31 protein-coding genes are annotated in these 26177 nt (G+C 48.6%); 23 read left to right on the top strand and 8 right to left on the bottom strand.

The features are described 5' to 3' along the window. On the bottom strand, positions 1–796 hold a 796-nt coding region (locus LVQ77_RS08870; RefSeq protein WP_232904232.1), incomplete at its 3' end, for a flagellin N-terminal helical domain-containing protein. Between the two features lie 235 nt (positions 797–1031). On the opposite strand from LVQ77_RS08870, the gene fliD reads away from it, so the two are divergent. The 4 genes from fliD to amyA all read left to right on the top strand — a co-directional run bounded on the left by fliD (position 1032) and on the right by amyA (position 4804). Beyond that, positions 1032–2435: a flagellar filament capping protein FliD gene (gene fliD / locus LVQ77_RS08875; RefSeq protein WP_232904233.1), complete on the top strand. Its 1404-nt coding sequence runs from the start codon at positions 1032–1034 to the stop codon at positions 2433–2435. A gap of 14 nt (positions 2436–2449) precedes the next feature. Beyond that, positions 2450–2857: a flagellar export chaperone FliS gene (gene fliS / locus LVQ77_RS08880; protein WP_232904234.1), complete on the top strand. Its 408-nt coding sequence runs from the start codon at positions 2450–2452 to the stop codon at positions 2855–2857. 2 nt (positions 2858–2859) lie between these two features. Next, positions 2860–3219 carry a flagella biosynthesis regulatory protein FliT gene (gene fliT, locus LVQ77_RS08885; RefSeq protein ID WP_232904235.1) on the top strand — a complete coding sequence of 120 codons (360 nt, stop codon included), beginning with the start codon at positions 2860–2862 and terminating at the stop codon, positions 3217–3219. A gap of 97 nt (positions 3220–3316) precedes the next feature. After that, complete coding sequence (gene amyA / locus LVQ77_RS08890) at positions 3317–4804, top strand: alpha-amylase (RefSeq protein WP_232904236.1); 1488 nt, start codon at positions 3317–3319, stop codon at positions 4802–4804. Positions 4805–4850: 46 nt separating this feature from the next. On the opposite strand, the gene yedD is transcribed toward amyA, so the two are convergent. Continuing rightward, a complete protein-coding gene (gene yedD / locus LVQ77_RS08895; protein WP_154153595.1) occupies positions 4851–5264 on the bottom strand; it encodes a lipoprotein YedD in 414 nt (137 codons plus the stop codon). A gap of 200 nt (positions 5265–5464) precedes the next feature. Here yedD and LVQ77_RS08900 point away from each other — a divergent pair, with 200 nt between their 5' ends. Continuing rightward, the gene (locus tag LVQ77_RS08900) at positions 5465–5977 is read left to right on the top strand and encodes an LbetaH domain-containing protein (RefSeq protein WP_232904237.1); all 513 of its coding nucleotides are present in this window, start codon (positions 5465–5467) and stop codon (positions 5975–5977) included. 651 nt (positions 5978–6628) lie between these two features. Here the strand turns inward: LVQ77_RS08900 and fliE are convergent. Further along, on the bottom strand, positions 6629–6940 hold the full coding sequence (gene fliE / locus LVQ77_RS08905; protein ID WP_134186506.1) for a flagellar hook-basal body complex protein FliE: 312 nt from the start codon (positions 6938–6940) through the stop codon (positions 6629–6631). 217 nt (positions 6941–7157) lie between these two features. Here fliE and fliF point away from each other — a divergent pair, with 217 nt between their 5' ends. The 14 genes from fliF (at position 7158) to rcsA (ending at position 18787) form a co-directional block, all read left to right on the top strand. Then, entirely contained in the window at positions 7158–8843 is a 1686-nt protein-coding gene (gene fliF, locus LVQ77_RS08910) for a flagellar basal-body MS-ring/collar protein FliF (RefSeq protein ID WP_232904238.1), read from the top strand. Then, positions 8840–9832, top strand: a complete 993-nt coding sequence (gene fliG / locus LVQ77_RS08915) for a flagellar motor switch protein FliG (protein ID WP_232864728.1) — start codon at positions 8840–8842, stop codon at positions 9830–9832. Before fliF ends, fliG begins: the two co-directional genes overlap by 4 nt. After that, positions 9825–10526, top strand: a complete 702-nt coding sequence (gene fliH / locus LVQ77_RS08920) for a flagellar assembly protein FliH (RefSeq protein ID WP_232904239.1) — start codon at positions 9825–9827, stop codon at positions 10524–10526. The genes fliG and fliH overlap by 8 nt, the downstream gene beginning before the upstream one ends. After that, entirely contained in the window at positions 10526–11884 is a 1359-nt protein-coding gene (gene fliI, locus LVQ77_RS08925; protein ID WP_232904240.1) for a flagellar protein export ATPase FliI, read from the top strand. The genes fliH and fliI overlap by 1 nt, the downstream gene beginning before the upstream one ends. Before the next feature lie 62 nt (positions 11885–11946). Further along, a complete protein-coding gene (fliJ, locus tag LVQ77_RS08930; RefSeq protein ID WP_134186500.1) occupies positions 11947–12390 on the top strand; it encodes a flagellar export protein FliJ in 444 nt (147 codons plus the stop codon). After that, a complete protein-coding gene (locus LVQ77_RS08935) occupies positions 12387–13619 on the top strand; it encodes a flagellar hook-length control protein FliK (protein WP_232904241.1) in 1233 nt (410 codons plus the stop codon). Before fliJ ends, LVQ77_RS08935 begins: the two co-directional genes overlap by 4 nt. A 249-nt stretch (positions 13620–13868) precedes the next feature. After that, positions 13869–14336, top strand: a complete 468-nt coding sequence (fliL, locus tag LVQ77_RS08940; protein ID WP_151994299.1) for a flagellar basal body-associated protein FliL — start codon at positions 13869–13871, stop codon at positions 14334–14336. Between the two features lie 4 nt (positions 14337–14340). Continuing rightward, positions 14341–15345, top strand: a complete 1005-nt coding sequence (gene fliM, locus LVQ77_RS08945; protein ID WP_034458217.1) for a flagellar motor switch protein FliM — start codon at positions 14341–14343, stop codon at positions 15343–15345. After that, positions 15342–15755: a flagellar motor switch protein FliN gene (fliN, locus tag LVQ77_RS08950; RefSeq protein WP_134186496.1), complete on the top strand. Its 414-nt coding sequence runs from the start codon at positions 15342–15344 to the stop codon at positions 15753–15755. Before fliM ends, fliN begins: the two co-directional genes overlap by 4 nt. Positions 15756–15759: 4 nt before the next feature. Beyond that, a complete protein-coding gene (gene fliO / locus LVQ77_RS08955; protein ID WP_232904242.1) occupies positions 15760–16152 on the top strand; it encodes a flagellar biosynthetic protein FliO in 393 nt (130 codons plus the stop codon). Continuing rightward, positions 16152–16889, top strand: coding sequence for a flagellar type III secretion system pore protein FliP (fliP, locus tag LVQ77_RS08960; protein WP_151994301.1), 738 nt, complete (start codon positions 16152–16154; stop codon positions 16887–16889). The genes fliO and fliP overlap by 1 nt, the downstream gene beginning before the upstream one ends. 11 nt (positions 16890–16900) lie before the next feature. Further along, positions 16901–17170, top strand: coding sequence for a flagellar biosynthesis protein FliQ (gene fliQ / locus LVQ77_RS08965; RefSeq protein WP_034458225.1), 270 nt, complete (start codon positions 16901–16903; stop codon positions 17168–17170). Then, on the top strand, positions 17167–17952 hold the full coding sequence (gene fliR / locus LVQ77_RS08970; RefSeq protein ID WP_232904243.1) for a flagellar biosynthetic protein FliR: 786 nt from the start codon (positions 17167–17169) through the stop codon (positions 17950–17952). Before fliQ ends, fliR begins: the two co-directional genes overlap by 4 nt. A gap of 211 nt (positions 17953–18163) precedes the next feature. Further along, entirely contained in the window at positions 18164–18787 is a 624-nt protein-coding gene (gene rcsA / locus LVQ77_RS08975; RefSeq protein WP_151994303.1) for a transcriptional regulator RcsA, read from the top strand. A 55-nt stretch (positions 18788–18842) separates the two neighbouring features. Here the strand turns inward: rcsA and dsrB are convergent, their stop codons facing one another. Beyond that, entirely contained in the window at positions 18843–19031 is a 189-nt protein-coding gene (dsrB, locus tag LVQ77_RS08980) for a protein DsrB (RefSeq protein WP_064512068.1), read from the bottom strand. Between the two features lie 131 nt (positions 19032–19162). Here dsrB and yodD point away from each other — a divergent pair, with 131 nt between their 5' ends. Next, the gene (yodD, locus tag LVQ77_RS08985; protein ID WP_064512069.1) at positions 19163–19378 is read left to right on the top strand and encodes a YodD family peroxide/acid resistance protein; all 216 of its coding nucleotides are present in this window, start codon (positions 19163–19165) and stop codon (positions 19376–19378) included. Positions 19379–19686: 308 nt separating this feature from the next. Then, a complete protein-coding gene (locus LVQ77_RS08990) occupies positions 19687–20502 on the top strand; it encodes a mannosyl-3-phosphoglycerate phosphatase-related protein (protein WP_232864723.1) in 816 nt (271 codons plus the stop codon). Between the two features lie 5 nt (positions 20503–20507). Here the strand turns inward: LVQ77_RS08990 and dgcQ are convergent, their stop codons facing one another. The 3 genes from dgcQ to LVQ77_RS09005 all read right to left on the bottom strand — a co-directional run bounded on the left by dgcQ (position 20508) and on the right by LVQ77_RS09005 (position 23584). After that, positions 20508–22184: a cellulose biosynthesis regulator diguanylate cyclase DgcQ gene (gene dgcQ / locus LVQ77_RS08995; RefSeq protein ID WP_232904244.1), complete on the bottom strand. Its 1677-nt coding sequence runs from the start codon at positions 22182–22184 to the stop codon at positions 20508–20510. 213 nt (positions 22185–22397) lie between these two features. Beyond that, a complete protein-coding gene (locus LVQ77_RS09000) occupies positions 22398–22577 on the bottom strand; it encodes a YodC family protein (RefSeq protein WP_064512072.1) in 180 nt (59 codons plus the stop codon). Positions 22578–22669: 92 nt separating this feature from the next. After that, positions 22670–23584 (bottom strand): DUF808 domain-containing protein, encoded by a 915-nt coding sequence (locus tag LVQ77_RS09005; protein WP_232904245.1) that lies wholly within the window; start codon positions 23582–23584, stop codon positions 22670–22672. A gap of 205 nt (positions 23585–23789) precedes the next feature. On the opposite strand from LVQ77_RS09005, the gene yedA reads away from it, so the two are divergent. Continuing rightward, the gene (gene yedA / locus LVQ77_RS09010) at positions 23790–24707 is read left to right on the top strand and encodes a drug/metabolite exporter YedA (RefSeq protein ID WP_232904246.1); all 918 of its coding nucleotides are present in this window, start codon (positions 23790–23792) and stop codon (positions 24705–24707) included. On the opposite strand, the gene LVQ77_RS09015 is transcribed toward yedA, so the two are convergent. Continuing rightward, positions 24708–25208, bottom strand: coding sequence for a very short patch repair endonuclease (locus tag LVQ77_RS09015; protein WP_232904247.1), 501 nt, complete (start codon positions 25206–25208; stop codon positions 24708–24710). A gap of 445 nt (positions 25209–25653) precedes the next feature. Between LVQ77_RS09015 and LVQ77_RS09020 the strand changes: the two genes are divergently transcribed. Beyond that, positions 25654–26172 carry a hypothetical protein gene (locus tag LVQ77_RS09020; RefSeq protein WP_232864718.1) on the top strand — a complete coding sequence of 173 codons (519 nt, stop codon included), beginning with the start codon at positions 25654–25656 and terminating at the stop codon, positions 26170–26172. The last annotated feature ends 5 nt before the right edge of the window (positions 26173–26177 follow it).

Below are 26177 nucleotides of genomic sequence, written 5' to 3' on the forward strand. Positions count from 1 at the left end.
TTGACACTTCTGTCGCGTAATCAGAATCCTGAATACGGCTGCGCGCTGAGGACAGGTTGTTTACCGTATTATTCAGGTTATTGATGGTGGATTCAAAACGGTTCTGGGAAGCACCCAGGGAGCTACGTTGGGAGTCAACCGCTTTAATCGCATCATCAATAGTCTGAAGACCCGTGCTTTTACTCGCCGCATTTTCCAGCACATCATAACCAAATGACTTGACAGTACGATCGGCTGCTTTGACGTTACCATCTGCGCTAGTTACGCCAGCTGTGCCCGCTGCAGTATATGAATTCCAGCCGGTACTATCGTTCATGGTGATACCAATCTGTTCACCATCCTTTGAACCCACCTGAAAATTGAAGGTTTTGGTCGCCGCGTTATCCAGGACCTTAATGCCATTGAAATCGGTTTCTTTGGTTACCCTGTTAATTTCTTCCATGCGCTGGTTAACTTCAGACTGAATGGAGTCGATATCTGAAGCAGAGTTGGAGCTGTTCTGCGCCTGTACGGTCAGGTCACGAATACGCTGTAAGTTGTTGTTGATTTCGCTCAGCGAACCTTCTGCCGTTTGCGCCAGGGAAATACCGTCGTTGGCATTACGCGCAGCAACATTCAGGCCGTTGATGTTAGATGTAAAACGGTTCGCAATCGCCTGTCCCGCCGCATCATCTTTGGCGCTGTTGATACGCAGACCTGAAGAAAGACGTTCAATTGCTGTTCCGAGAGAAGACTGTGATTTGTTCAGGTTGTTCTGAGTCATCAGAGACAGGGTGTTAGTGTTAATTACTGCCATGATGTATTCCTTAAAAGTTATCAGATTCAGGCAATTGCCCGCGGCTTCTTTACCGTATTTCTGGTTATCGACAACCAGTCCGCAACCTTTAGAGAAATTTGATAATCATCAAACCGAAAAAATGTAGATTTAAAGTACGCCTTATTTAGCAATTGTTTCTAAATAATGGCGCTAAGATTCTTCACGTTGCTGCCGATACTCTTACCAATGATTGTCACCTACGAAGGAAGAAACAATGGCAAGTATTAGCTCACTGGGTGCTGGCACCAGTCTGGATCTCAATACCTTATACAACAATTTGCAGACGGCCGAAGAACAAAAGCTCACCCCGATCACTGCACAACAATCGTCATATAAAGCGAAACTAACTGCCTGGAACGTGGTTCAAACTGCTTTAACCAAAGTACAAACAGCAGCTGCAGCTTTGCAAGACACCTCAAAGATTGCCTCAAGTAAAATTACCAGTACTAATACTGCTTTTAGCGCAGCACTTGCTAATACCGCTACCGCGGGGACTTATTCCGTTGAAGTATCACACCTTGCTTCAGCCCAATCGCTACTCTCTGCCAAGGCGACAAGTAAAGACACTGATTTAGGTGATAGTTCTCTGGCCAGCCGTACTTTGTCTATCAACCAGCCAGGTCAGAAAGAACCAATGACTATCGCGTTAGATGCTGACAAAACAAGCTTGTCAGATATCCGTGATGCCATAAATAAACAGCAAGGTAGCGTTACGGCCAGCATAATCAAAGCCGATGACAATAGTTATTATCTGTCCATCACCTCGCGTGATACCGGTATTGCAAACGAAATGACTATTAGTACTGATGACAGCACGCTTGCGGGCTATATCAGCTACGACAAAAAAAATGCAACGAACCCAATGACAGAAAAAGTTGCTGCAGCTGATGCCGAAGTTACTATCAACGGTGTAAATATCACTCGCAGTAGCAACACGATTACTGATGCGCCTGAAGGGGTAACGCTAAACCTAACAAAAACGAATATAGGTAATCCGGAGATCCTCACTGTCGTTAAAGACAACGATCCGATGGTAAAAGCAATTCAGAATTTTGTGGATTCTTATAATTCTCTGCAGACCACTATTAGCAATCAGACTCAATACAATAAGGTGGGTCAGGGGAGCACATCACAGGATTCAACGAATGGCGATCTGTTAGGTGATGGAACGCTGCGTAATATTCAAACTCGTTTGCGCTCCATGCTATCTGGCGCACAAAGTGGCGGTGATATAGCAAGTCTATCTCAACTTGGAGTTACGCAGGATATAACGGGGAAATTAACTGTTGATAGCACCAAACTCAATGATGTTCTGAATAATAAATCAATTGATGTCAGCAATTTTTTGTCAGGTGATGGCAAAACTACTGGTTTTGCCACACAAACGAATACTCTTTTGACTGATATTCTGGGTTCAAGCGGATCAGTCAAAAATGCCACCGACGGCATTAATAAAACGTTGAAGCAACTTTCCGATCAGTACGACCGTGTTAACAACCAGATAACCGCCACTATGGCGCGCTATAAAACACAATTCACAAGTTTAAGTACTCTAGTTTCCTCTCTCGATCAGACTGGTAGTTATTTAACGCAACAGTTTAATGCTATGAACAGTTAATGTAAGGGTTGACTATGTATAATAAAACCGGGATTCAGGCTTACGCTCAAGTCGGTGTTGAAAGCGCTGTAATGAGCGCCAGCCCACATCAACTTGTCGTATTACTGTTTGACAGTGCACTTAGCGCCATGAAAAAGGCTATTATTTTAATCGATCAAGGAAATGTTCCGGGTAAAGGTCAGGCATTGTCAAAAGCAATTAACATTATTAATAATGGATTGCGTACCGGTCTTGATCACGAGATTGGAGGGGAGTTATCCAGAAATTTAGATGATCTCTACGAATATATGACTCGCCGCCTGCTACAGGCCAACTTGCATAATGATGTTTCAGCAATTAATGAAGTCGAAACTCTTCTGACAAATATCGCAGATGCCTGGAAAGAGATCGGCCCTAATAACCATAACGAGCAGGACTTTTGATAATGGATGCAAATATTGAATTGCTCCAATGCTACAAGCGGCTGCTTACCGCCAGCCAGCAGATGCTAAAACTGGCTCATGAAGGTCTTTGGGAGGATCTCATTGAGCGGGAAGTAGAGTATGTCGGTACAGTTGAAGAAATCGCAAGTTTTCAGGATGCATGTAACCAGATACCGATAATTCAGGCCCAAATCAGCCCATTGCTCAAACAAATTCTTGCGAATGAAGTAGAACTTAAAATGATACTTCAGTTGCGGATGGAAGAACTTAGAACACTGGTTGGTCAAACTTCACGTCAACAAAATCTCAATACAACCTACGGACGACTTGCAGGTAATATTCTTTACCCTAACGAGATATGATTTTTAATGCGGATGAAATTTATATCATTTTCATCCGCATCTCTTTTTCAACTTGCTCCATACTTCAGCTAGTCTAGCCAAATATGGAATCTCATAAATGAAAAACCCAACCCTATTGCAATTTTTCCATTGGTATTACCCCGGTGGGGGTCAGTTGTGGGCAGAAGTCGCCGAACGCGCGGCAACGCTCAATGATATCGGCGTCAATATGGTCTGGCTGCCACCGGCTTATAAAGGCAGTTCCGGTGGATATTCGGTGGGATATGACTGTTACGATCTTTTTGATCTCGGTGAGTTCGACCAAAAAGGATCGGTGGCGACCAAATACGGCGATAAAGCGCAATTGCTGGCAGCAATAAAAGCCCTAAAAGAAAACGATATCGCAGTGCTGCTTGATGTGGTGGTTAACCATAAAATGGGTGCTGATGAGAAAGAGCGCATTCAGGTCAATCGTGTCAACGAAGAAAACCGTAATGAAATAGATGACGAAGTTATCGAATGCGAAGCCTGGACGCGTTACACCTTCCCTGCCCGTGCTGGTCAATACTCGAAATTTATCTGGGATTACAAATGCTTTAGTGGCGTTGACCACATCGAAAACCCGAACGAAGACGGTATTTTCAAAATCATCAACGATTACACCGGCGAAGGCTGGAACGACCAGGTTGATGATGAGCTCGGCAATTTCGACTATTTAATGGGCGAGAATATCGATTTTCGCAATCACGCCGTAACAGAAGAGTTGAAATACTGGGCGCGCTGGGTCATGGAAGAAACCGGCTGTAACGGCTTCCGCCTCGATGCGGTCAAACATATTCCGGCGTGGTTCTACAAAGAGTGGATTGAACATGTTCAGGAAGTGGCTGAACAACCGCTGTTTGTTGTTGCGGAATACTGGTCCCATGAAGTCGATAAACTTCAGGAATATATTGCGCAGGTGGATGGCAAAACGATGCTGTTTGATGCGCCGCTGCAAATGAAATTCCACCAGGCATCAAAGCAAGGTCGTGATTACGACATGAGCCAGATTTTCACCGGCACGCTGGTTGAAGCCGACCCTTTCCACGCCGTCACTCTCGTTGCCAACCATGACACGCAACCCCTGCAATCCCTTGAAGCACCTGTTGAGCCATGGTTCAAACCCTTAGCTTATGCTCTGATTTTGCTGCGCGAAAACGGTGTACCAAGCGTGTTTTACCCCGATTTATTTGGGGCAAGTTACGACGATGAGGGTGGCGATGGCGAAACTTACCATATCGACATGCCGGTTATCGAACAGCTGGACGACCTGATCCATGCACGGGAACTTTATGCTCACGGCGTGCAGACGCTCTATTTTGATCACCCTAATTGCATCGCTTTTAGCCGCAGTGGCACCGATGAAAATCCAGGTTGCGTGGTGGTGCTATCAAATGGTGATGAAGGCGAGAAAACCATTACGCTTGGCGATAATTACGGCAGCAAAAACTGGCGGGATTATCTGGGCAACCGTGAAGAAACGGTCACCACCGATGAATACGGCAGCGCGACATTTTCCTGCAACGGCGGTAGCGTCAGCGTGTGGGTAATGGAAGAGGTGTTATAGATTGGCTGAAACTTCCCTCTCCCGTTAAAGGAGAGGGAATCATCACTTACGGTAATTTGCTATCCAGCGGGTTCTTCTGCAAATAATCAGCACATTCTTGCGTCGGACGATCAACACGTTTCAGCGTCATACCTGCATATTCCAGCGTATCACCTTCACGCTCAACGCTATAAACATCGCGTTTGTTGGTCACGTTATACCAGTCATCTGAACGCACGATCAGTTTACCTGGCAGAGCAAGCACGCGCTGCCACTGGCGGCAATCGAGCGTATCCCCTTGCGGCGTGACCACAAGAGTCGCGATCGCTTCCGGGCTCACCATCTCACTTTGCGGGCCTTGTGACTGCCAGTAACCAGCAAGTCCTGCAGGCGCTGGGGTTTTAACCACTTCGAGGTAATTATCAACCTGCACACAGCCGCTTAACGCCAGCAACACTGTCAATAATGCAATCTTCTTCATCATCTATCCCGACTGCGGAGAAAAAATAATTTTCGCATTAAAGCACTTAGCCCGCCAGTGTTTCAGTAGCTTGCAACCAATCGCAGGAAATTAACACTGGCCGTTCAAGCCCTGGCATAGCAAATCTTTTACCAGACTCAATGGCGAGTTGCAGATTATGAATTAAGATTATTCTTATAAATCTTAAAAGGAATATCGCCATGCGTGATTTCTTTTCCACATTAAAATATGACTTAAAAATCAACACAGCCAAATCTAAGCTCATTATTTTAATTTTCAGAATGGCCACTATTCATGCCAAAACAAAGGCTCTTTACCCGATTTCGCTGATGTTTGTGATCCTCAACCGGGTTATTAATGAAGGCCTGTTTGGGGTAGAACTGTCTTACCATTTAAGAATTGGCAAGGGCTTTAAGATATGGCACGGTAACTCAATGATTATCAACAGAAGTTGTGTGATTGGAGAAGGATTTACTATCAGGCAATTCTGCACCCTTGGCAGCAATAAAAATGGTGTCGACATCAAATTTAAAGTAGGAAACAACGTCAATATGGGCGCTCATTCCTGCATCATTGGCGACGATATAGAAATTGGCGACAACGTGACAATTGGCGTAGGCACGCTGGTTTTAAAAAGCGTTCCGTCTAATAGCACGGTCATTTCCAGCAATAAAATGGTTATTATCGAAAAGCCCGAAACGTTAACGATTTAATTAACTAGCGCAATGCCGGCATCAACAAACATGCTCTTAACCCGCTCATATTCCGCAACTTCTGGCAGACTCAAATTTCCTATCACGGTGAATATCTGACCACGGCACGCTCTCTAACAGTAGAAGCGTTTGACGGATGGCAGGCTAAATAGAAAAAGGCCGACGAGTGTCAGCCTTTAGAATCATTTTAAAAATCTTGCTTACTTCTGAACTTCTATACATTTTCCAGCAGATGGGGCCTGAACAGTACCGTAACTTCCATCAGGAATTCCCTTCATCACTTCTTTTAAGGTGAGCTCGCACACGTCCATGCTAGGCATGGGGGTCACGTTCCATGAAACATTACTCGTATAACCTGACGCCAGAAGCATAAAATAATAAACAGTAGCCACAATACCCCCCTATAAACTGTCGCGGATTATGTAAATGGAACCAGGAAGCAGCAAGCCATTTATTACATTTGAGTAACTTTTAGGAATTAATGACAAAAAAATAATGATTATCGTGGGTTAGTAAAGATGATAATTAACAACTCCACAAACTTTTTCACAACAACACTTCTGCGTAGGTGCATATGTATTGACCTACGCTCTCTTAGTTTAGTGATAAAAATGTACGTCTATATTTTTATATATCTTATAGATCAAGCAACTACACCTGCATGTTCATCACTTCCTGGTAGGCCGACACCATCTTGTTACGCACCTGAATTCCCATCTGTAACGAAACTGACGATTTTTGTAGATCGACCATCACATCATTTAGCGCAACACCGGGAGTTCCCAGGGCAAATTTTTCAGCCTGTGTACGCGCAGCGGTTTGTGTTTCGCTGATACGACCAAGTGCTGCCTGCAACTCACCGGCAAAACTCACTTTAGGCTCGTTATTCTGAACCGGATTTCCCGCCGATAGCGCGGTTGCCTGCAACTGCTGAAGAACGCCCTCAATACCCTGAATTGCCATTTCCCTGCCCCAATGATTTTTATCGCGGCAAGATTACCACCTTGTCAATAGGACAAAGGCGGTAATTAGCGTCAATAAATAGAGCTAATTCAGCCATCGAAACTTTTGAGAAAGAAAATAATGACGGTGCCATCTATGTGGAACTTTTGTTGTGGGAGCTCGTTTTGTTCACTCTTTATAGTAAAAATGATGTCTATGTTCAGTTGCGAGGTGCTCAATGACCGCAGCGGACCAGGCACAAACGTCACAAAACAAACCCCAGGAGTGGCTGACCCGCGTTCGCGCGAATCCTAAAATCCCACTGATGGTCGCAGGTGCGGCGGCGATCGCCGTTATTATCGCGCTGGTACTGTGGGCCAAAACACCTGATTACAAGGTGCTTTACAGCAATCTTGCAGATCAGGACGGTGGCGCCATCGTCACGCAACTGACCCAAATGAATGTGCCTTACCGCTTCTCCGATAACGGTAGTGCCATTGAAGTTCCAGCCGATAAAGTCTACGACCTGCGTCTGCGCCTCGCCCAACAAGGGTTGCCGAAAGGTGGCGCAGTTGGCTTTGAGCTGCTGGACCAGGAAAAATTCGGTATTAGCCAATTTAGCGAGCAAGTGAACTACCAGCGTGCGCTGGAAGGTGAACTGGCACGAACAATAGAAACACTCGGCCCGGTAAAAAATGCGCGTGTGCATCTTGCCATGCCAAAACCATCTCTCTTTGTCCGCGAGCAAAAGTCCCCTTCTGCTTCCGTAACGCTCAGCCTCGAACCTGGCCGCGCCTTGGATGAAGGGCAAATCAGCGCCGTCGTCCATATGGTTTCCAGCGCGGTGGCAGGGCTGCCACCAGGTAATGTAACGCTTGTTGACCAGGGCGGGCATCTGCTCACGCAGTCCAATACCGCAGGCCGCGACTTAAACGATGCTCAACTGAAATATGCGATGGATGTTGAAAGCCGCTTCCAGCGCCGTATCGAATCAATCCTCGCACCTATCGTGGGTAGCGGGAATGTCCATGCTCAGGTCACCGCCCAGATAGATTTCGCCAATAAAGAAAAAACTGAAGAGCAATATCGCCCGAACAGCGATCCTTCTCAGGCTGCCGTGCGTTCACGCCAGCTAAACCAAAGTGAGCAGGTTAATGGCCGTAACCCAGGTGGTGTTCCGGGTGCTCTATCAAACCAACCAGCTCCGCCGAACAATGCCCCTATTGCCAATGCGCCACAAAACAATGCGGCAAATGCACCTCAACAAAATCAATCGACGTCGATGGGTGGCTCTACCCCAACCGGCTCAAGCAATACGCAGCGCGACGAAACGACCAACTACGAAGTTGACCGCACTATTTTGCATACCAAGCTGAACGTCGGTGATATTCAACGCCTGTCTGTGGCTGTCGTCGTGAATTACCGCCAGCTAACCGATGGCAAGCCTTTGCCGTTGACCACTGAGCAAATGAAGCAAATTGAGAACCTGACGCGTGAAGCGATGGGTTATTCCGACACACGTGGCGACACGCTCAACGTTGTGAACTCACCATTTAGTGCAACAGAAGAAACCAGCCTTGAGCTGCCGTTCTGGAAGCAACAAGCCTTCTTCGAAATGCTGATGTCCGCAGGCCGTTGGTTGGTAGTGCTGATTGTTGCCTGGCTGCTGTGGCGCAAACTGGTGCGCCCACTTATTCAACGCAAGGTTGAGGTGCAACAAACGCAGGTGGAAGCACAGCGCCAGCGTGCGGAAGAGGAAGATGCAGTTTCTGTTCGTCTGACGAAAGACGAGCAGCAACAACAACGCAAAGTGAATCAAAAACTGAGCGCTGAAGTGATGAGCCAGCGTATTCGCGAGATGTCCGATAATGATCCGCGCGTCGTTGCGCTGGTTATACGCCAATGGATGAGTAACGAACTATGAGTATTAGCGGAACAGAGAAAAGCGCAATTCTGTTGATGACCATTGGCGAAGACCGAGCGGCAGAGGTGTTCAAACACCTTAGCCCGCGTGAAGTCCAGCATCTTAGTGCGGCCATGGCCAGCATTCGCCAGATTTCCAATAAACAGCTGACCGAAGTGCTAGCTGAGTTCGAGCAAGAAGCCGAGCAATACGCTGCGCTGTCGATTAACGCCAACGACTACCTGCGCTCTGTGCTGATCAAAGCGTTAGGTGAAGAGCGTGCTTCCAGCTTGCTGGAAGATATTCTGGAAACCCGCGAAACCACCTCGGGTATGGAAACGCTCAACTTTATGGAACCACAGAGTGCCGCCGATCTTATCCGCGACGAGCACCCGCAGATCATCGCCACGATTTTGGTTCACCTCAAACGCGCTCAGGCTGCCGATATTCTGGCGTTATTCGACGAACGTCTACGCCACGATGTGATGCTGCGTATCGCCACCTTCGGCGGCGTGCAGCCTGCAGCGCTGGCGGAACTGACCGAAGTGCTCAACAACCTGCTCGATGGTCAGAACCTCAAACGCAGCAAAATGGGCGGCGTAAGAACGGCTGCAGAAATTATCAACCTGATGAAAACTCAGCAGGAAGAAGCGGTTATCTCTGCTGTTCGCGACTTCGACGGCGAACTGGCACAGAAAATTATCGACGAAATGTTCCTGTTCGAAAACCTGGTCGAAGTGGACGATCGCAGTATCCAGCGCCTGTTGCAGGAAGTGGAATCCGAATCGCTGTTGGTCGCCCTCAAAGGTGCCGAGCAACCGCTGCGCGAGAAATTCCTGCGCAACATGTCGCAGCGTGCAGCAGATATTTTGCGCGACGACCTTGCAAACCGTGGCCCGGTACGTCTCTCGCAGGTGGAAAACGAACAGAAAGCCATTCTGCTTATTGTTCGTCGCCTGGCAGAAACCGGCGAGATGGTGATTGGCACCAGCGAGGATACGTATGTCTAACGGGCTTGCGTGGAAAATCTGGACACCAGACGACCTGGCTCCGCCTTCACAGGCCTTCGAGCCGATGTTCCAGTCGGAATCGGATGGCGATGAGCCCGAACAGGCTCAGGAAAGTGTGCATGATTTACAGCAACAACTTGCTCAAATGCAGATGCAGGCTCATGAACAAGGCCATCAACTGGGCTATGCCGAAGGGCAAAAAATTGGCGTGGAAGAAGGCCGCAAAACAGGTTTTCAGCAAGGGCTGGAACAAGGTCTTGCTGAGGCTAAGCAGCAACAAGCGCCAGTACATGCGCGAATGCAGCAACTGGTCAGCGAATTCCAGTACACGCTTGACGCGCTCGACAGCGTTATCGCGTCACGTTTGATGCAGATGGCACTGGAAGCGGCTCGCCAGGTTATCGGCGAAACCAAAGGCATTGATAACACTGCGCTGATTAAGCAGATTCAGTCGCTATTGCAGCAAGAACCACTGTTTAGCGGCAAACCGCAACTGCGCGTACATCCTGACGATTTAAGTCGGGTGGAAGAGATGCTGGGTGCCACCCTCAGCCTGCATGGCTGGCGTTTGCGTGGCGACCCGAGTCTGCATCAGGGCGGCTGCAAAGTCTCCGCTGATGAAGGCGATCTCGACGCAAGCGTTGCAACGCGCTGGCAAGAACTCTGCCGCCTTGCAGCCCCTGGAGTGTTGTGATGACTGCGCGTCTGACTCGCTGGCTCAATTCGCTCGATACTTTTGAGGCGAAAATGTCTCAACTGCCGACCGTGCGTCGTTATGGTCGTCTGACTCGCGCAACCGGTCTGGTACTGGAAGCCACAGGCCTGCAATTACCGCTTGGTGCGACCTGCATCATCGAGCAGCATTCACGAGATATCGAGTGTGAGGTCGTCGGTTTTAACGGTCAAAGACTGTTTCTGATGCCGCTTGAAGAAGTCGAAGGCATTCTGCCCGGTGCCCGTGTTTATGCCCGCGCCACCAGCGAAGGTGGCCTGCATAGTGGCAAAAAACTGCCCCTCGGCCCGGCGCTTCTGGGCCGTGTACTGGATGGTAGTGGTCGCCCACTCGACAGCCTTCCGGCACCGGAAACCACCACGCTTGGTGCATTGGGTGCCGCCCCATTCAACCCCTTACAACGTACCCCTATCGAACACGTGTTGGATGTTGGTGTGCGTCCTATCAACGCGCTGCTAACCGTGGGTCGCGGCCAGCGTATGGGCCTGTTTGCCGGTTCTGGTGTGGGGAAAAGTGTGCTGTTGGGCATGATGGCGCGTTATACCCAGGCCGATGTAATCGTCGTGGGGTTAATCGGCGAACGTGGGCGTGAAGTAAAAGACTTTATTGAAAACATTCTTGGCCCTGAAGGGCGTGCCCGCTCGGTGGTCATTGCTGCTCCTGCGGATGTTTCGCCGCTGCTACGTATGCAGGGTGCCGCTTACGCCACACGCATCGCCGAAGATTTCCGCGACCGCGGCCAGCATGTGTTGCTGATTATGGACTCCCTCACCCGTTATGCGATGGCGCAACGTGAAATAGCGCTGGCGATTGGCGAGCCGCCTGCAACCAAAGGTTATCCACCTTCGGTGTTCGCCAAGCTGCCTGCGCTGGTTGAACGCGCCGGTAACGGCATTTCTGGCGGTGGTTCGATTACCGCGTTTTATACCGTTTTGACCGAGGGCGACGATCAACAAGATCCGATTGCCGATTCCGCGCGAGCCATTCTTGATGGTCACATTGTGTTATCGCGCCGTCTGGCGGAGGGCGGTCACTACCCGGCAATCGATATTGAAGCGTCTATCAGCCGTGCCATGACTTCGTTAATTACCGATCAGCACTACGCACGCGTACGCCATTTCAAACAGCTGTTATCCAGTTTCCAGCGCAACCGCGATTTGGTGAGCGTAGGCGCGTACGCCAAAGGCAGCGATCCGCAGCTCGATAAAGCAATTTTGCTGTGGCCGCAACTGGAAGCCTTTTTGCAGCAAGGGATTTTTGAACGCAGCGGCTGGGAAGAAGCCTGCCAGTCACTGGAGATTATTTTTCCAACGGTTTGATAACCCATCGTAGGTCGGATAAGCGTCAGCGTCATCCGGCATAAGCTTGACGAGAGGTAACAATGAACCAAAGCACAGCACTGGATACCCTGCACGACCTGGCAGAAAAAGAGGTCGAGGACGCAGCAGTACGCTTAGGGGAAATGCGCCGCGGCTGCCAGGCGGCAGAAGAACAGCTCAACATGCTGATTAACTATCAATTTGAATATAGCTCCAGCCTCAACGACAGCATGAGTCAGGGCATTGCCAGTAACCGTTGGCAGAATTATCAGCAATTTATACAGACGCTTGAGAAAGCTATCGATCAGCATCGCCAACAGTTGATGCAGTGGAACGGAAAGGTCACTCAGGCGCTGAATGTATGGCAAGAGAAGCAGAAGAGATTGCAGGCCTGGAGCACGTTACAGCAGCGCAAAGCAGCACAAGTCCTGTTGGCTGAGAACAAGCTTGATCAAAAACTGATGGATGAATACGCCCAGCGGGCAACACTGAGGAAAGCAGAATGATTATGCAGCCCCTGATTACAGCCTCTCCCGATGTCGCAAGTACTGCGTCTGCCCCGGGTAGTGTAGTTCCTGGCGATAAAGGCTTCAGTGAAGATTTCCTGAGCCTGCTGAGCAAAGCGCTGCCAGGTGAAGTCACTCTGGCAGATGGTAAAACCGTGTCTCTGGAAGCCGCTCTGGGTAAAACAGCGGGCAAAGACGCACCTGCTATTGCTGCTGATGCCGCTGATGAAAAAACCACGCTTGCCGCGCTGTTAAAGAACCTCGATGCACCACAGGCATTGTCTGCCCTGCTCTCTAACGTGAAGAAAAGCGGCAACGAGGAAAAAACGGCACAAGTCGATGCGCAACATGAGCAAACCCACACGCTCAGCAATGCTGACATGCAGGCATTAAGCGCATTGTTTGCCATGCTGCCGCAGCAATTACCGGCCGCCAACACACTCAATACCCAGTCAGATGGTGAAAGTAGCGCGGCGGTTAGCCTGAATACTTTGCTTTCCAGTATCGGTATAAAAAATGCGCCGACGGTTGATGCGCGAACCAACAGCGCCATCGCGACAGATAACACCGTTACACTTGATAGCGCAGCGACAGCAAAAAATGCACCCGCAACAACCGACTCACCGGTTGAAGCAAAAGCTTTCACCATAAGTAGCACTGAAAATGGCAACCGTGATGCCACAGCGAACAACACCACCACTGCTTCGGCACTGACCACGCCAGTCTTCAGTACCGCAACGGTGGCGACACCCGCTTCGACGCAAATTGCTGTGCCGGTCGCACCACAGATTAGCGCCCAGCTTGGCAGCCAGGAGTGGCAGCAGGCAGTCAGCCAGCACATCACCCTATTCACTCGCCAGGGCCAGCAAAGTGCCGAGCTACGTCTGCACCCTGAAGATTTAGGACAGATTCAAATCAGCATGAAGCTTGATGACAACCAGGCCCAGTTGCAGATGGTTTCAGCCCACAGCCACGTTCGCGCAGCACTTGAAGCGACATTACCAAACCTGCGTATTGCACTGGCAGAAAGTGGTATCCAGCTTGGGCAGAGCAGTATCAGTAGCGAAAGTTCTGCCGGGCAGCAGCAACAGCAATCAGGCCAACAGCAGCAACAAGCCTCACGATCGGGCGGTGCTTTCCCATCAATGGGTGATGCTGATTCGCTGGCAGTTCCTGCCAGCGTGCAACGTTTAGCATCGGGTAATAACGCGGTGGATATTTTCGCCTGAGCCACGCTCCCTAAGCTAAACGTCAGAGGTAACAACAAATATCATCTGTTTTCGGGCCTTTGAACGCCCGCCGACACAGGATAATCAACCGATACCCAAGCTACTTCAAGGTGCAGGTAGGCGGCAATCGAATGAATCCCGATGAGCTTACTTGTGTAAGTGATTCGGGTGAATGAGAGCAACCAACACCCCTGCAACTTGAAGGGCGATGGGTAGATATGCAGTACCGATACAGGAAAGATTCATTTTATGACTGACAACGCTTTGCCAAAAAGCCGCAAGCGCTCCATCTGGATGCCATTACTGGTCCTGATTACCCTTGCCGCATGTGCTACCGCTGGTTACAGCTACTGGCGTATGCAGCAGCAACCTGCTGCCGCGCAGGCGAAGGCACCAGAGCCACCACCAGCACCGGTATTTTACGCACTGGATACCTTCACGGTTAACCTCGGTGATGCTGACCGCGTCTTGTATATCGGTGTCACATTGCGCCTGAAAGATGAAGCCACGCGTCAACGTCTGAGTGAATTCCTGCCAGAAGTACGTAGTCGTCTATTGCTGCTGTTTTCCCGTCAGGACAGTGCAGCCCTTGCGACCGATGAAGGTAAACAGAAACTGGTTGAAGCGATAAAGAATACGCTGGCACCACCTCTGGTCGCCGGACAACCTCAACAGGCAGTCAGCGACGTGCTGTATACCGCCTTTATTTTGCGGTAATCCCATGGGCGATAGCATTCTTTCTCAGGCCGAAATTGACGCACTGTTAAATGGCGACAGTGACAACTCCGACGAACCCAAGACCAGTGTCGTTAATGAAACCGACATTCGTCCTTATGACCCCAATACCCAACGTCGTGTGGTGCGCGAGCGCTTACAGGCATTGGAAATTATTAACGAGCGTTTTGCTCGTCAATTCCGTATGGGGTTATTTAACCTGTTACGTCGTAGCCCGGACATTACCGTCGGGGCTATCCGCATTCAGCCGTACCACGAGTTTGCTCGTAACTTGCCCGTGCCTACCAACCTTAACTTGATGCATCTGAAACCGTTGCGCGGCACAGGTTTGTTCGTGTTCTCCCCAAGCCTTGTGTTTATCGCCGTGGACAACCTGTTTGGCGGCGACGGGCGTTTCCCAACTAAAGTTGAAGGCCGGGAGTTTACCCATACCGAGCAGCGTGTGATTAACCGCATGTTGAAACTGGCGCTGGAATCTTATAGCGATGCGTGGAAAGCCATTTATCCACTGGAAGTGGAGTATGTGCGTTCCGAAATGCAGGTGAAATTTACCAACATTACGACGTCCCCTAACGACATCGTGGTGAATACGCCGTTCCATGTGGAAATCGGCAACCTGACCGGCGAGTTTAATATCTGCCTGCCGTTTAGCATGATTGAACCTTTGCGCGAACTGCTGGTGAATCCGCCGCTGGAAAACTCCCGTCAGGAAGACCAAAGCTGGCGCGATACCCTGGTACGTCAGGTTCAGCATTCTGAGCTTGAGCTGATTGCCAATTTCGCTGATATCCCGCTACGCCTGTCGCAAATTTTAAAATTGAAACCTGGTGACGTGCTGCCGATTGATAAACCGGACAGGATTCTGGCGCACGTTGACGGTGTTCCGGTACTGACGAGTCAGTACGGTACGCTTAACGGCCAGTACGCTCTGCGCGTCGAACATTTGATCAACCCGATACTGAATTCGCTGAACGAGGAACAGCCCAAATGAGTGATATTAATCAACCGTCCGACGACAATGCAGACTCCGTGGACGATCTGTGGGCTGACGCGTTAAACGAACAGAAAGTTACGACCAACAAAAGCACCGCAGACAGCGTATTCCGTGCGCTTGAAGGCAATGACATAGCGGGCGCGATGCAAGACATCGACCTGATTATGGACATTCCCGTCAAACTGACTGTGGAGCTGGGCCGTACCCGTATGACTATCAAAGAGCTGCTGCGTTTGTCGCAAGGTTCAGTGGTAGCGCTGGATGGCTTAGCAGGTGAACCGCTGGATATTTTGATCAACGGTTATCTGATTGCTCAGGGCGAAGTCGTAGTAGTGGCGGACAAATACGGTGTTCGAATCACCGACATTATTACGCCGTCCGAGCGTATGCGTCGCCTGAGCCGTTAATTCGATGAAAACCCAGGCAACTGTTCAGTCACAACCCACCGCCAGCACCGGCTCTCCGTTGGTGCAGGTGAGCGGCGCATTAACCGCGATTATCGTTTTTATTTTGCTCGCCGCCTGGGTGGCAAAACGTTTTGGCTTTACGCCGAAAACTGGCTCCAGCAAAGAGATGAAAGTCAGCGCCAGCTGTAGCGTTGGCCCACGTGAACGTGTGGTGATTGTTGATGTGCAAGATGCGCGTCTGGTGCTCGGCGTGACTGCCGGGCAAATCACTCATTTGCATACGCTCCCCGCCGCGACGGTGATCGAAACTGTATCGCCAACAGCACCTGCTGATTTCCGCGAATTGATGAAAAACAGTCTGATGAAAAATCTGCTTAAACGTAACGGGAAAGATTGATGAAACGTTGGCTCCCTTTCTCGTTGCTTGGCCTGTTGTTAGTCATGCCAGCCGCTTTTGCCCAGCTACCCGGCCTCATCAGCCAGCCGATGTCTAACGGCGGCCAAAGCTGGACGCTGCCGGTTCAGACGCTGGTATTTATTACTTCGCTGACATTTTTGCCGGCAATTCTACTGATGATGACAAGCTTCACTCGCATCATCATTGTTTTTGGCCTGCTGCGTAGCGCATTGGGCACACCGTCTGCACCGCCCAACCAGGTATTGTTGGGACTTGCGCTGTTTCTGACCTTTTTCATTATGGCCCCGGTATTCGACAAAATTTATACCGACGCTTACCAGCCATTTAGTGAAAACAAAATCCAGATGGACGAAGCCATTGAGCGGGGTTCGAAGCCGCTACGTGAGTTCATGTTGCGCCAAACACGTGAAGCAGATCTGGCACTGTTTGCACGCCTGGCAGATACACCGCCGCTGGAAGGGCCTGAAGTGGTTCCGATGCGCATATTGTTGCCGGCATACGTGACCAGCGAGCTGAAAACCGCATTCCAGATTGGCTTTACAGTCTTCATTCCGTTTTTGATTATCGACCTGGTTATCGCAAGCGTACTGATGGCGCTGGGGATGATGATGGTGCCACCGGCAACTATCGCCCTGCCCTTTAAATTAATGCTGTTTGTGTTGGTGGATGGCTGGCAATTGTTGGTCGGCTCGCTTGCGCAAAGTTTCTACAGTTAGAGGGGAAAAAGATGACTCCTGAGTCGGTCATGATGATGGGCACCGAAGCCATGAAAGTCGCTTTGGCGCTCGCAGCCCCATTATTGATGGTGGCACTGGTCACAGGTCTGGTGATCAGTATGCTGCAAGCTGCGACCCAGATAAACGAAATGACGCTGTCGTTTATTCCAAAAATTCTCGCTGTGTTCGTCACTATTATCGTTGCAGGGCCGTGGATGCTTAATCTGCTGCTGGATTATATGCGCACGCTGCTGACGAACATCCCGATGAACATTGGATGATTCACATTGATAGCGGGCAGTGGCTCACATTATTAAGTATGGGGTTCTGGCCATTTATTCGTATTCTGGCCCTAATCTCCACTGCACCGATTCTCAGTGAACGAGCGATTTCCAAGAAGGTAAAAATTGGCCTCGCGTTGATGATTACCTGGATAGTTGCTCCGACCCTTCCGGCAACGGAGGTCACCATTTTCTCGGCGGCAGGCTTCTGGCTCGCCGCACAGCAAATTCTGATTGGCATTGCGCTAGGCTTCACCATGCAGTTTGCCTTCGCCGCCATTCGTACTGCAGGTGAGATAATCGGCCTACAGATGGGACTCTCATTTGCTACTTTCTTTGACCCTGGCAGCCGCCTGAATATGCCAGTCCTTGCCCGTTTTATGGACATGCTGGCCATGTTACTTTTTTTGGTGTTTAACGGCCATTTATGGCTGATATCGATGCTGGTCGACACTTTTCACACCCTGCCAATCGGTGGCAATCCGATTAACAGTAACGCGTTTATGGCGCTGACTCGAGCAGGCGGCATGATCTTCCTCAATGGCTTAATGCTGGCCCTCCCACTCATCACTTTGTTACTCACGCTAAACATTGCACTTGGTCTGCTAAATCGTATGTCACCACAGCTGTCTGTGTTTGTTATCGGTTTTCCGCTGACACTTGCTGTGGGCATGTTGGTGATGACGGCATTAATTCCCTTAATGGCTCCTTTCGCCGAACACTTATTTAGTGAAGTATTTAATTTACTCTCAGATATTATGAGTGAAATTCCCGCGAATTAATCCCCATGTTTTGTGGAGTCTTACTGAGGATATTCCTAAAAGCTTTCTTGAATAACATCCACCAGGATATAACTGGCGCGGCTTATATGCTTTTAGGTATCTCACACATTGTAACATTCACTTTACTTTGAGAGCATTCTTAACAAATTATACATAACTTTACTAGATAGTTAGTACGCCTAAAAATACTTAATTACGGGTGGGGGGTGTTATGTCAACGATCATTATGGACTTATGCAGTTATACCCGGTTGGGGTTAACAGGTTATTTAACCAGCCGTGGCATCCGAAAACGACAGATGACCAACGTGGAGACAATTGAGGATTTAGCGCTCGCTTGTGAGTCCCTGACACCCAATGTGGTGTTTATTAATGAGGACTGTTTTATCCATGATGCTCAAAGCAGCGAGCGAATTAAGCAGATCATTAATCAGCATCCTAGTACTTTATTCCTGGTCTTTATGGCAATTGCTAATATTCATTTCGATGAATATCTTTTGGTGCGTAGTAATCTACTCATCAGCTCTAAATCTATAAAGCCAGAGTCACTGGACGAAATACTTTCAGAATATTTAGCAAAAAATGCTCACTGCATCGGGCACATTAATTTACCCACATTATCATTAAGCCGAACTGAGTCCAGCATGCTTAAAATGTGGATGTCTGGACAAGGCACAATTCAAATATCCGACCAGATGAATATCAAAGCAAAAACGGTTTCGTCACACAAAGGGAATATAAAACGCAAGATAAAGACACATAATAAGCAAGTGATTTATCATGTGGTCCGCCTTACCGATAATGTCACCAACGGTATCTTCGTAAATTTGCGTTAATCCAACCAGGATGGTTTAGGGTGGATTAGCGCAAGCGATATCCACCGCAAATATATTACTCAGAGCGCTCAACAAAAACGCCATCCGGGTGCCCCAGTTCGTTAAAGAACCAGATCCCCAACGGATACTCTTCCAGCGACACGAGGTACATCGTCCCCTCGCTAAATTGCTCGACAGCTAATACCACGCCTGGCCGACGCGGGCCGCCATCGGTTTTGACTGTCACGCGATCGTTGATATTCATAACAAAAATCTCCAAGTTTCTTTGTGCCAGTGTAGATCAAAAACGACTCATTCGCATCGCATGATGCGCAAGGTTATGCATTTTGTTAAGCGTCTATACTTAAACACGGGTATCGCCTGGAGGACGACTGCATGAAGACCGCGAAAGAGCTCAATGAAACCACGCGTATTGATGTCGATGCGCTATTGGCGGCCATCAATGAGATTAGCGAAAGTGAAGTGACACGTGCGAGTGACGATCCGCATCGAGTCAGTATCGATGGGCGCACATGGCACACCTACTCCGAATTAGCGGAAGCCTTTGAACTGGATATACACGATTTTAGTGTTAATGAAGTGAACCGCTGAGCTGAATAAAAGAATCCCGGCAGGAAAGCCGGGATGAACTTGCATAAGCAAGAAGCAATTGAAAAATTCGTTACACCAGGAAATCTGATGTGCATCCACCATACATCAGATTTATTTCAAAACAATGAATGATTCGTTCTATGAATATTCAATTTTTCGCAACGACTTAGCTGAATCGTGCCGCCATTCCTTATTCTTAGCGGTTTCCAGCAATAATACGGATACTCATTAATGATTAGCCTGCGAATTTAATTGAGATTTATCCTACTCAACCAGTCATTTAGCCTTTGGATTTCAGGAGAAGTACCATGCTGCATCTGCACGATCCGCTATTAATCATTTCAGATCTCGATGGCACACTGCTGGAACACCATTCCTACCGTTGGGAGGCCGCTAGTCCCTGGATTAACATTTTGCGCCAAAACGAGATCCCACTGATTTTGTGCAGTGCGAAAAGTGCTGCGGAAATCATTGAGTGGCAAAATGAGTTTTCATTAACCGGACAAGCGTTTATTGCAGAAAACGGGGCGGTTATTCAGCTTGATTCGCGCTGGAGTGACAGCGACGATTATCCTCGTCTGATGACGGGTATTCGCCATGAAGAGCTGTTTTCTGTGTTGGATAAACTGCGCCAGAAATTTGGCTTCAAATTCACCTGCTTTGCCGACGTCGATGAGAATACCCTCTGTGAGTTAACTGGCCTTACACGCAAACAGGCAGCCCTTGCAAAGCTCAGTGAAGCATCTGAAACCTTAATATGGCGCGATAGCGAAGAAATGATGGCCGCATTTAACGACCAGTTGGCAAGTCTGGGTTTAATGATGCTGCAAGGCGGGCGGTTCTGGCATGTATTAGATATGCAGGCCGGCAAAGATAAAGCGCTGCACTGGCTTCAGGAGCAGTTTCAACAACGCGAAGGTAAAACACACATCACAATCGGACTGGGCGACAGCCCGAGCGATGCATTACTGCTTGATAGCGTCGATTACGCAGTGGTTGTCAAAGGCTACAGCCGCCAGACAGTGACGCTGCAACGAGACGACCCACAGCGCGTGTATCGCAGTCAGAACTACGGTCCTGAAGGGTGGAAAGAAGGTCTTGATCATTTCATCACCCCTGAGTAACCAGTTTAATCGTGATTACAGACCTGATTACGACCACCCTGCTTCGCTTTATACAGCCGATGGTCAGCGTAAGTTTGTAGGCGTTCGAAATCATAATCATTAAATTCAAACGAACTACTCACACCAAATGAGGCGCTTATCCTTACCGTAGTGCCTTGCTTGATGAGTAATTCCTTAGTGTTAATACGCACACGGATGCGTTCAGCCACTTTTGTCGCCTCTTCCAGCGTTGTCTCAGGCAGCACGATACAGAACTCCTCACCGCCGACGCGTCCGGCAATATCTCCCGTACGAAATGCATCACTGAGCATCGCTGCCGCATGGATAAGTACTTTGTCGCCGCAACTATGGCCAAATCTGTCGTTTATGCTTTTGAAGAGATCAAGGTCCATCTGAATAACCGAGAAAGGTAACCCTTGCTGCTCACACTCCTGCGACAATTTACGTGCAATCTCGAAGAAGGCACCGCGATTGTACAAACGAGTTAGCGTGTCATAGTTAGCCCGCCAGGTCAGGGTTTGTTGTAAGCTAAACATGTTATTGACCAGGCGGCGAATCACCATCCATGAAGCAAACAGCATAAGCGTAAACAGCGTCCACAGAATGCTCAGAACGATACTGATACGACCAAATTCACCCTGAACCCCTTCTTCCAGGGTATGGACTTTAATCAGCAAACCATCAAAGTTATTCAGCTTCGCCCAGGTGATGAAACGGCTATCCATACGCAATTCCCCCTGCCCCCCCGGTTTTGCGGCAGTGACTACATTGGCAATTCGCGCCAATTGGGGTGCGGTAAACAGCTCATGTTGCGGCAAACTCCTGGCCGAAGTCGCAATAGGATTTAATTCGTTATCGTAGAGCAGCACCGTGCCTTCATGGTCGTCATATTTGGCTTGCCGCAAGAAGTTATGGATTGATTCGATAGGATAATCGAGAGCCAGTACGCCATACCAACGCCCGTTAAAATCAAGCGGGACCGAAGCGGTAACAATCTGCCCTGATGTATCGTTGCCATTAAACGTGTGTGTCCACTTCAAAGACCGCTGTGGGTTATTTTGCAGTGACTGTGAGGAAAAATAGGGTCTGGCAATCAAGCGGTAGTAAAGCGAGACGATATTCGGATCGTTGGCGGGCGGCGTATTCGTCAAAAAAAACCCGCTACGCGAGGCATAGAACATGCGCTGCGGCATTTTCCCGGAACTGTCGGATAAGCGCATGATATAGCTTAATTCCAGCGCCGAGCTTAATTCTGAGTGAAGTGTGTGCTCATCCCGGTCGAGCAATGGGCTTTTATTTACAAATTCATCAGACACGCCGCTCATCGGCAAACTACGGCTTAAATCGAGGCGTAATTGCCAAAAAGGCTGGGTACGCAAGGTATCAAAATCGGCCAGGGATTTGCGGGTTCTGTCCGTTGAAATCGGGGATTGCAGCGCGTACAGCATCGCATTGCGATAAAACAGCAGATTGTCGATGCTGTGCTGGAGCTGTCGGTCAAGCAAAGTGGCAACGCTATCGAGACTATTGCGCTGGTTGGCGACATAGGCCCCTTCAAGTACCACTGCCTCTCGCCATGTCAGCACGGTAGAGAACAAAAATACGAAGATAAAACAAAGATTAACGACCTTCTGCGGATTTTTGAAGCGGCCGATCACGCGTTGTAATGCATTGCCTAACACTGACACTCTCCCTGAAACCGCAATCATCTATAAACCTGGCAAGTCTGACGGTGCCATGACACCCTGGTCATGGGTCAGTTCTAATATGTAGAGAATACATGACCACTCAGGATTATTACTAAGGGTAAATATATTCATGAGAATTATATTACCCTCAAAACGAATGGTAATCAGGAAATAAAAATGCCCCGTCAATGACAGGGCATTTGAGGCTTATCCTTGCGAGCCGCCTCCTGTTGCCAGTGGGGCCAAATCATCCTCTCGGAAGGCCTCGCGCTTTACACCAAAACCATCATACCAACGACACTCCACCATACCGCTGGAAAACCCGGTAACAATCATCCTTGGGCCACCATTCTTAGGTTGGACTTCATCGCTGACCACAAAGACCATAACTGCCTCCTGTATCAGGGGTGAAAACTTCTACAGTTATAGACAATGACCTGGTGTTTTGCCTGGCAAACCAGGAAAATTTACGCAAAAAATTAGTGAACTGTGCGCCCACGCAGGCGGCTTATGCCATTAACGACTGCCAGCACAATGGCGCCAATGACAAAACCGATAACCAGGTTTGCTACGGTTGGCCCGAGTAAATGAACGGCACCACCGACCTTCTGCGCCCAGTTTTCAATGGCATGATGAAGAACCGGAATACCGTGAACCAGAATGCCGCCGCCGACCAAAAACATAGCCAGAGTTCCGACAACAGAGAGGAATTTCATCAGCCACGGTGCCAACACTAATAACCCTTTGCCGATCCCGCGTGCGATAAACGAGGTTTTCTCAACCAGCCAAAAACCAAGATCGTCGAGCTTAACGATAATCCCCACCAGGCCATACACCCCTACCGTCACGACCAGCGCTATTCCCGATAGCACCAACACCTGGTTGAGCAAAGGCGCTTCGGCGACAATGCCTAACGTAATCGCCACGATTTCAGCAGAGAGAATAAAATCGGTACGAATCGCGCCTTTCACTTTGTCTTTTTCGTAAACCAGCGGGTCTTGCGCGGCAATATCATCTAACCGCTTCTGGCGCTCTTCCGGTGTCTCCTTGTGCTTACGGGCCTGGAGCGTGTGAACGACTTTTTCCACGCCTTCATAACACAGGAAAGCGCCGCCAATCATTAATAATGGCGTGATGGCCCACGGTGCAAAAGCGCTAATAATCAGAGCCAGAGGAACGAGGATCAGCTTATTGATGGCCGACCCCTTCGCAACTTGCCACACCACCGGCAATTCACGGTTTGCCCGGACCCCAGAAACTTGTTGTGCGTTAAGGGAGAGATCGTCTCCCAATACCCCGGCAGTTTTCTTCACTGCCAGTTTCCCCATCATCGAGATATCGTCCAGCAAAGTGGCGATATCATCCAGCAATGTTAGTAAGCTACTTCCAGCCAAAATGAGCATCCTTTTTTGTTTGTCTACTCAATAGTATGGAACAAAAGTTAGCTGGCGAATATCAAACTCATCTGTCAATAAAAATTAACATTCTTTAAACAAGTAAAATCCTCGCCAGAAAGATAGTTTTGACGTTAACTATTAGCTCTATTAGCGTTAGTTACCCTGAATAATTCGAGTTGCAGGAAGGGTAAAGAGAGGAAACATGCGCGTTCGTTCTGGTCAGTTATTGCCGCTGGTTGCTGCACTATTTTCGTTGTACATCATCTGGGGCTCCACCTATTTTGCTATCGCCGTAGGCGTGAAAAGCTGGCCGCCATTTATGATGGCTGGCGTGCGATTTATGGTTGCTGGTGTGTTGTTGATGAGCGTTTTATTACTGCGGGGCCATAAGTTACCCGCCATGCGCCCAATGCTTAATGCCGCGTTAATTGGCGTGTTATTGCTGGCTGTTGGCAATGGTTTTGTGACTGTCGCAGAACATCAGCATGTTCCATCGGGTATTGCCGCAGTCATGGTCGCAACGGTTCCGCTATTTACCTTGTGCTTTAGCCGACTGTTCGGCATTCAAACGCGCAAACTGGAGTGGCTAGGCATCGCCATTGGCCTTGCTGGCATCGTGTTACTTAATAGCGGTGGAAACCTGAGTGGTAATCCCTGGGGCGCGTTGTTAATTCTGATTGGTTCCTTGAGCTGGGCGTTTGGTTCGGTTTACGGGTCGCGTATTGAATTGCCAACCGGCTTGATGGCCGGTGCAGTAGAAATGCTTGCGGCAGGCATTGTCCTTCTGGTCGCATCGGCGTTAACAGGCGAACGCCTGACTGCAATGCCTACACCAGCAGGCTTTATAGCGGTGGCTTATCTCTCACTATTTGGTTCTATTATTGCGATCAGCGCTTATATGTACTTGATTCGTAATGTGGCACCTGCGGTAGCGACCAGTTATGCCTACGTCAATCCAGTAGTGGCGGTGCTTTTGGGTACGGGTTTCGCCGGAGAAAGCTTGTCACCAATAGAATGGCTGGCACTCGGCGTGATTATCTTTGCAGTTGTACTGGTTACGCTTGGGAAATACCTCTTGCCCCCAAAGCCGGTGATCACCCCGTGTGAAGTAGAGAAGTAATCAACTCGTGGGTGGCATTTGCCACCCACTATCTGCGACGGTGTGTATGCCCTGCCCATCAATTTGGGCAAAATTATTCCCACTACAGACCCACTCTTCAAGCCGTTCACAAAGCGCGCTATCACTGAGTTTTTCGCGCCCACGTAATGAGCATTCCCAGACTAAAAGCACCCGCCAACCCTCGTTCAACAAAAGCTGTATATCTCGCTTATCGCGCTGCACATTTTTACCTATCTTCTCAAGCCAGAAATCGGTGCGGGTTGCCGGAACCTTGAACAGATAACAGTCGTGGTGATGCCAGAAACAGCCATGAGCAAAAATAACGCAGCGATACTCATCAATAACAAAATCCGGACGACCCGCAAGCGAGGCATCTTGCACGCGAAACGCAAAGCCAGAGTCGCTCAATAAACCCGACAACCGTTTTTCAATAGCAGTGTCGCGCGTTGCAATGGCGCGCATGTTTTTGCTGCGAATCGCCTTACTATGCACATCAACCATTAGCGGCTCTCTTACTCGTTATTAATATACTCAGTCCAATATTAGCAACAACCACATAACATACATTATAAAAAATAATGGCTCCGCTGCGAATAATTAAAAATAATTTAATAGTGAAATTATTTCCGCTGCCAAAAATGAATATTGATGAATTTAATTATGTATACTTTTGGACATTCCACGACAGCAACTATTCTTCTAACATCATGTATCAACTAAAAATACATCAATTCCTGCTCATCATTTAGCCATTTTTGAAATAATTTCAACTTTGATCTGTAGAATTAAAATGGCAATCTATATTCCGCAGCACCCATTATGAAGAAGAAAAACTTAAGTTGTTAACATCAGTAGCATTATTTTGTTGGCATGTAAAAGCTCTTCATTATATCAAATATTCTATTTAACTTTTTATGCCCGGACTGGGCTTGTTTAAGACGATAACATGAAGCTATACAAAGCATTATTCATCCCAACTTTGTTGTTGAGTGGCGTATTCAGCACATGGGCAGGAGAAGCAGAAAATAATATTACTCAGGATTATATGGTTCACTGGAATGAAGCCATGGATGGACAGACCAACCCCATTTCACAGGCCGCAATCCTTGATGCTGATATTGTGAAGAGCTGCAAAACTGTAGCGCCGAAGACTTATCGCAGTGCAATGGTCAATTTGTGGCAACATAAAACCGGCACGAAAATGACAGAGACGGCATTTCTTTCCGAAGATTTACAGCTATTTGACCGCCTGGCAACAATATCCTGTATTGAAGGTGCGAGCTATGAGCACAAAGGAAATGGCGAATTGTTAGTCAAAACGCTAAGTGCACAGCTTCTGGATATGGATGTTAAAGATGGCAATGATGCTTTTGAGCAAATAAAAACAATGGAATTCCAGACTGGCATCGTGACCGCCAGATATGGGGTCAGCCTTGAGAAAAAGAGATCGACTAATATTAACTAATCGTT

Origin of the sequence: Buttiauxella cochleicola (assembly GCF_021282435.1) — a bacterium.
Lineage (GTDB): Bacteria > Pseudomonadota > Gammaproteobacteria > Enterobacterales > Enterobacteriaceae > Buttiauxella > Buttiauxella massiliensis.

Excerpts from the sequence above, each read along its gene's own strand:
- fliT (WP_232904235.1), top strand. The coding sequence starts at position 2,860 with ATGGATGCAAATATTGAATTGCTCCAATGCTACAAGCGGCTGCTTACC.
- fliM (WP_034458217.1), top strand. The coding sequence starts at position 14,341 with ATGGGCGATAGCATTCTTTCTCAGGCCGAAATTGACGCACTGTTAAAT.
- LVQ77_RS09020 (WP_232864718.1), top strand. The coding sequence starts at position 25,654 with ATGAAGCTATACAAAGCATTATTCATCCCAACTTTGTTGTTGAGTGGC.
- rcsA (WP_151994303.1), top strand. The coding sequence starts at position 18,164 with ATGTCAACGATCATTATGGACTTATGCAGTTATACCCGGTTGGGGTTA.
- fliS (WP_232904234.1), top strand. The coding sequence starts at position 2,450 with ATGTATAATAAAACCGGGATTCAGGCTTACGCTCAAGTCGGTGTTGAA.
- fliJ (WP_134186500.1), top strand. The coding sequence starts at position 11,947 with ATGAACCAAAGCACAGCACTGGATACCCTGCACGACCTGGCAGAAAAA.
- yodD (WP_064512069.1), top strand. The coding sequence starts at position 19,163 with ATGAAGACCGCGAAAGAGCTCAATGAAACCACGCGTATTGATGTCGAT.
- fliE (WP_134186506.1), bottom strand. The coding sequence starts at position 6,940 with ATGGCAATTCAGGGTATTGAGGGCGTTCTTCAGCAGTTGCAGGCAACC.
- fliL (WP_151994299.1), top strand. The coding sequence starts at position 13,869 with ATGACTGACAACGCTTTGCCAAAAAGCCGCAAGCGCTCCATCTGGATG.
- fliQ (WP_034458225.1), top strand. The coding sequence starts at position 16,901 with ATGACTCCTGAGTCGGTCATGATGATGGGCACCGAAGCCATGAAAGTC.
- fliR (WP_232904243.1), top strand. The coding sequence starts at position 17,167 with ATGATTCACATTGATAGCGGGCAGTGGCTCACATTATTAAGTATGGGG.
- LVQ77_RS08990 (WP_232864723.1), top strand. The coding sequence starts at position 19,687 with ATGCTGCATCTGCACGATCCGCTATTAATCATTTCAGATCTCGATGGC.
- yedA (WP_232904246.1), top strand. The coding sequence starts at position 23,790 with ATGCGCGTTCGTTCTGGTCAGTTATTGCCGCTGGTTGCTGCACTATTT.
- dsrB (WP_064512068.1), bottom strand. The coding sequence starts at position 19,031 with ATGAATATCAACGATCGCGTGACAGTCAAAACCGATGGCGGCCCGCGT.
- fliG (WP_232864728.1), top strand. The coding sequence starts at position 8,840 with ATGAGTATTAGCGGAACAGAGAAAAGCGCAATTCTGTTGATGACCATT.
- yedD (WP_154153595.1), bottom strand. The coding sequence starts at position 5,264 with ATGAAGAAGATTGCATTATTGACAGTGTTGCTGGCGTTAAGCGGCTGT.
- fliD (WP_232904233.1), top strand. The coding sequence starts at position 1,032 with ATGGCAAGTATTAGCTCACTGGGTGCTGGCACCAGTCTGGATCTCAAT.
- fliI (WP_232904240.1), top strand. The coding sequence starts at position 10,526 with ATGACTGCGCGTCTGACTCGCTGGCTCAATTCGCTCGATACTTTTGAG.
- fliH (WP_232904239.1), top strand. The coding sequence starts at position 9,825 with ATGTCTAACGGGCTTGCGTGGAAAATCTGGACACCAGACGACCTGGCT.
- fliP (WP_151994301.1), top strand. The coding sequence starts at position 16,152 with ATGAAACGTTGGCTCCCTTTCTCGTTGCTTGGCCTGTTGTTAGTCATG.
- LVQ77_RS09000 (WP_064512072.1), bottom strand. The coding sequence starts at position 22,577 with ATGGTCTTTGTGGTCAGCGATGAAGTCCAACCTAAGAATGGTGGCCCA.
- LVQ77_RS08900 (WP_232904237.1), top strand. The coding sequence starts at position 5,465 with ATGCGTGATTTCTTTTCCACATTAAAATATGACTTAAAAATCAACACA.
- amyA (WP_232904236.1), top strand. The coding sequence starts at position 3,317 with ATGAAAAACCCAACCCTATTGCAATTTTTCCATTGGTATTACCCCGGT.
- fliO (WP_232904242.1), top strand. The coding sequence starts at position 15,760 with ATGAAAACCCAGGCAACTGTTCAGTCACAACCCACCGCCAGCACCGGC.
- LVQ77_RS09015 (WP_232904247.1), bottom strand. The coding sequence starts at position 25,208 with ATGGTTGATGTGCATAGTAAGGCGATTCGCAGCAAAAACATGCGCGCC.
- fliN (WP_134186496.1), top strand. The coding sequence starts at position 15,342 with ATGAGTGATATTAATCAACCGTCCGACGACAATGCAGACTCCGTGGAC.
- LVQ77_RS08935 (WP_232904241.1), top strand. The coding sequence starts at position 12,387 with ATGATTATGCAGCCCCTGATTACAGCCTCTCCCGATGTCGCAAGTACT.
- fliF (WP_232904238.1), top strand. The coding sequence starts at position 7,158 with ATGACCGCAGCGGACCAGGCACAAACGTCACAAAACAAACCCCAGGAG.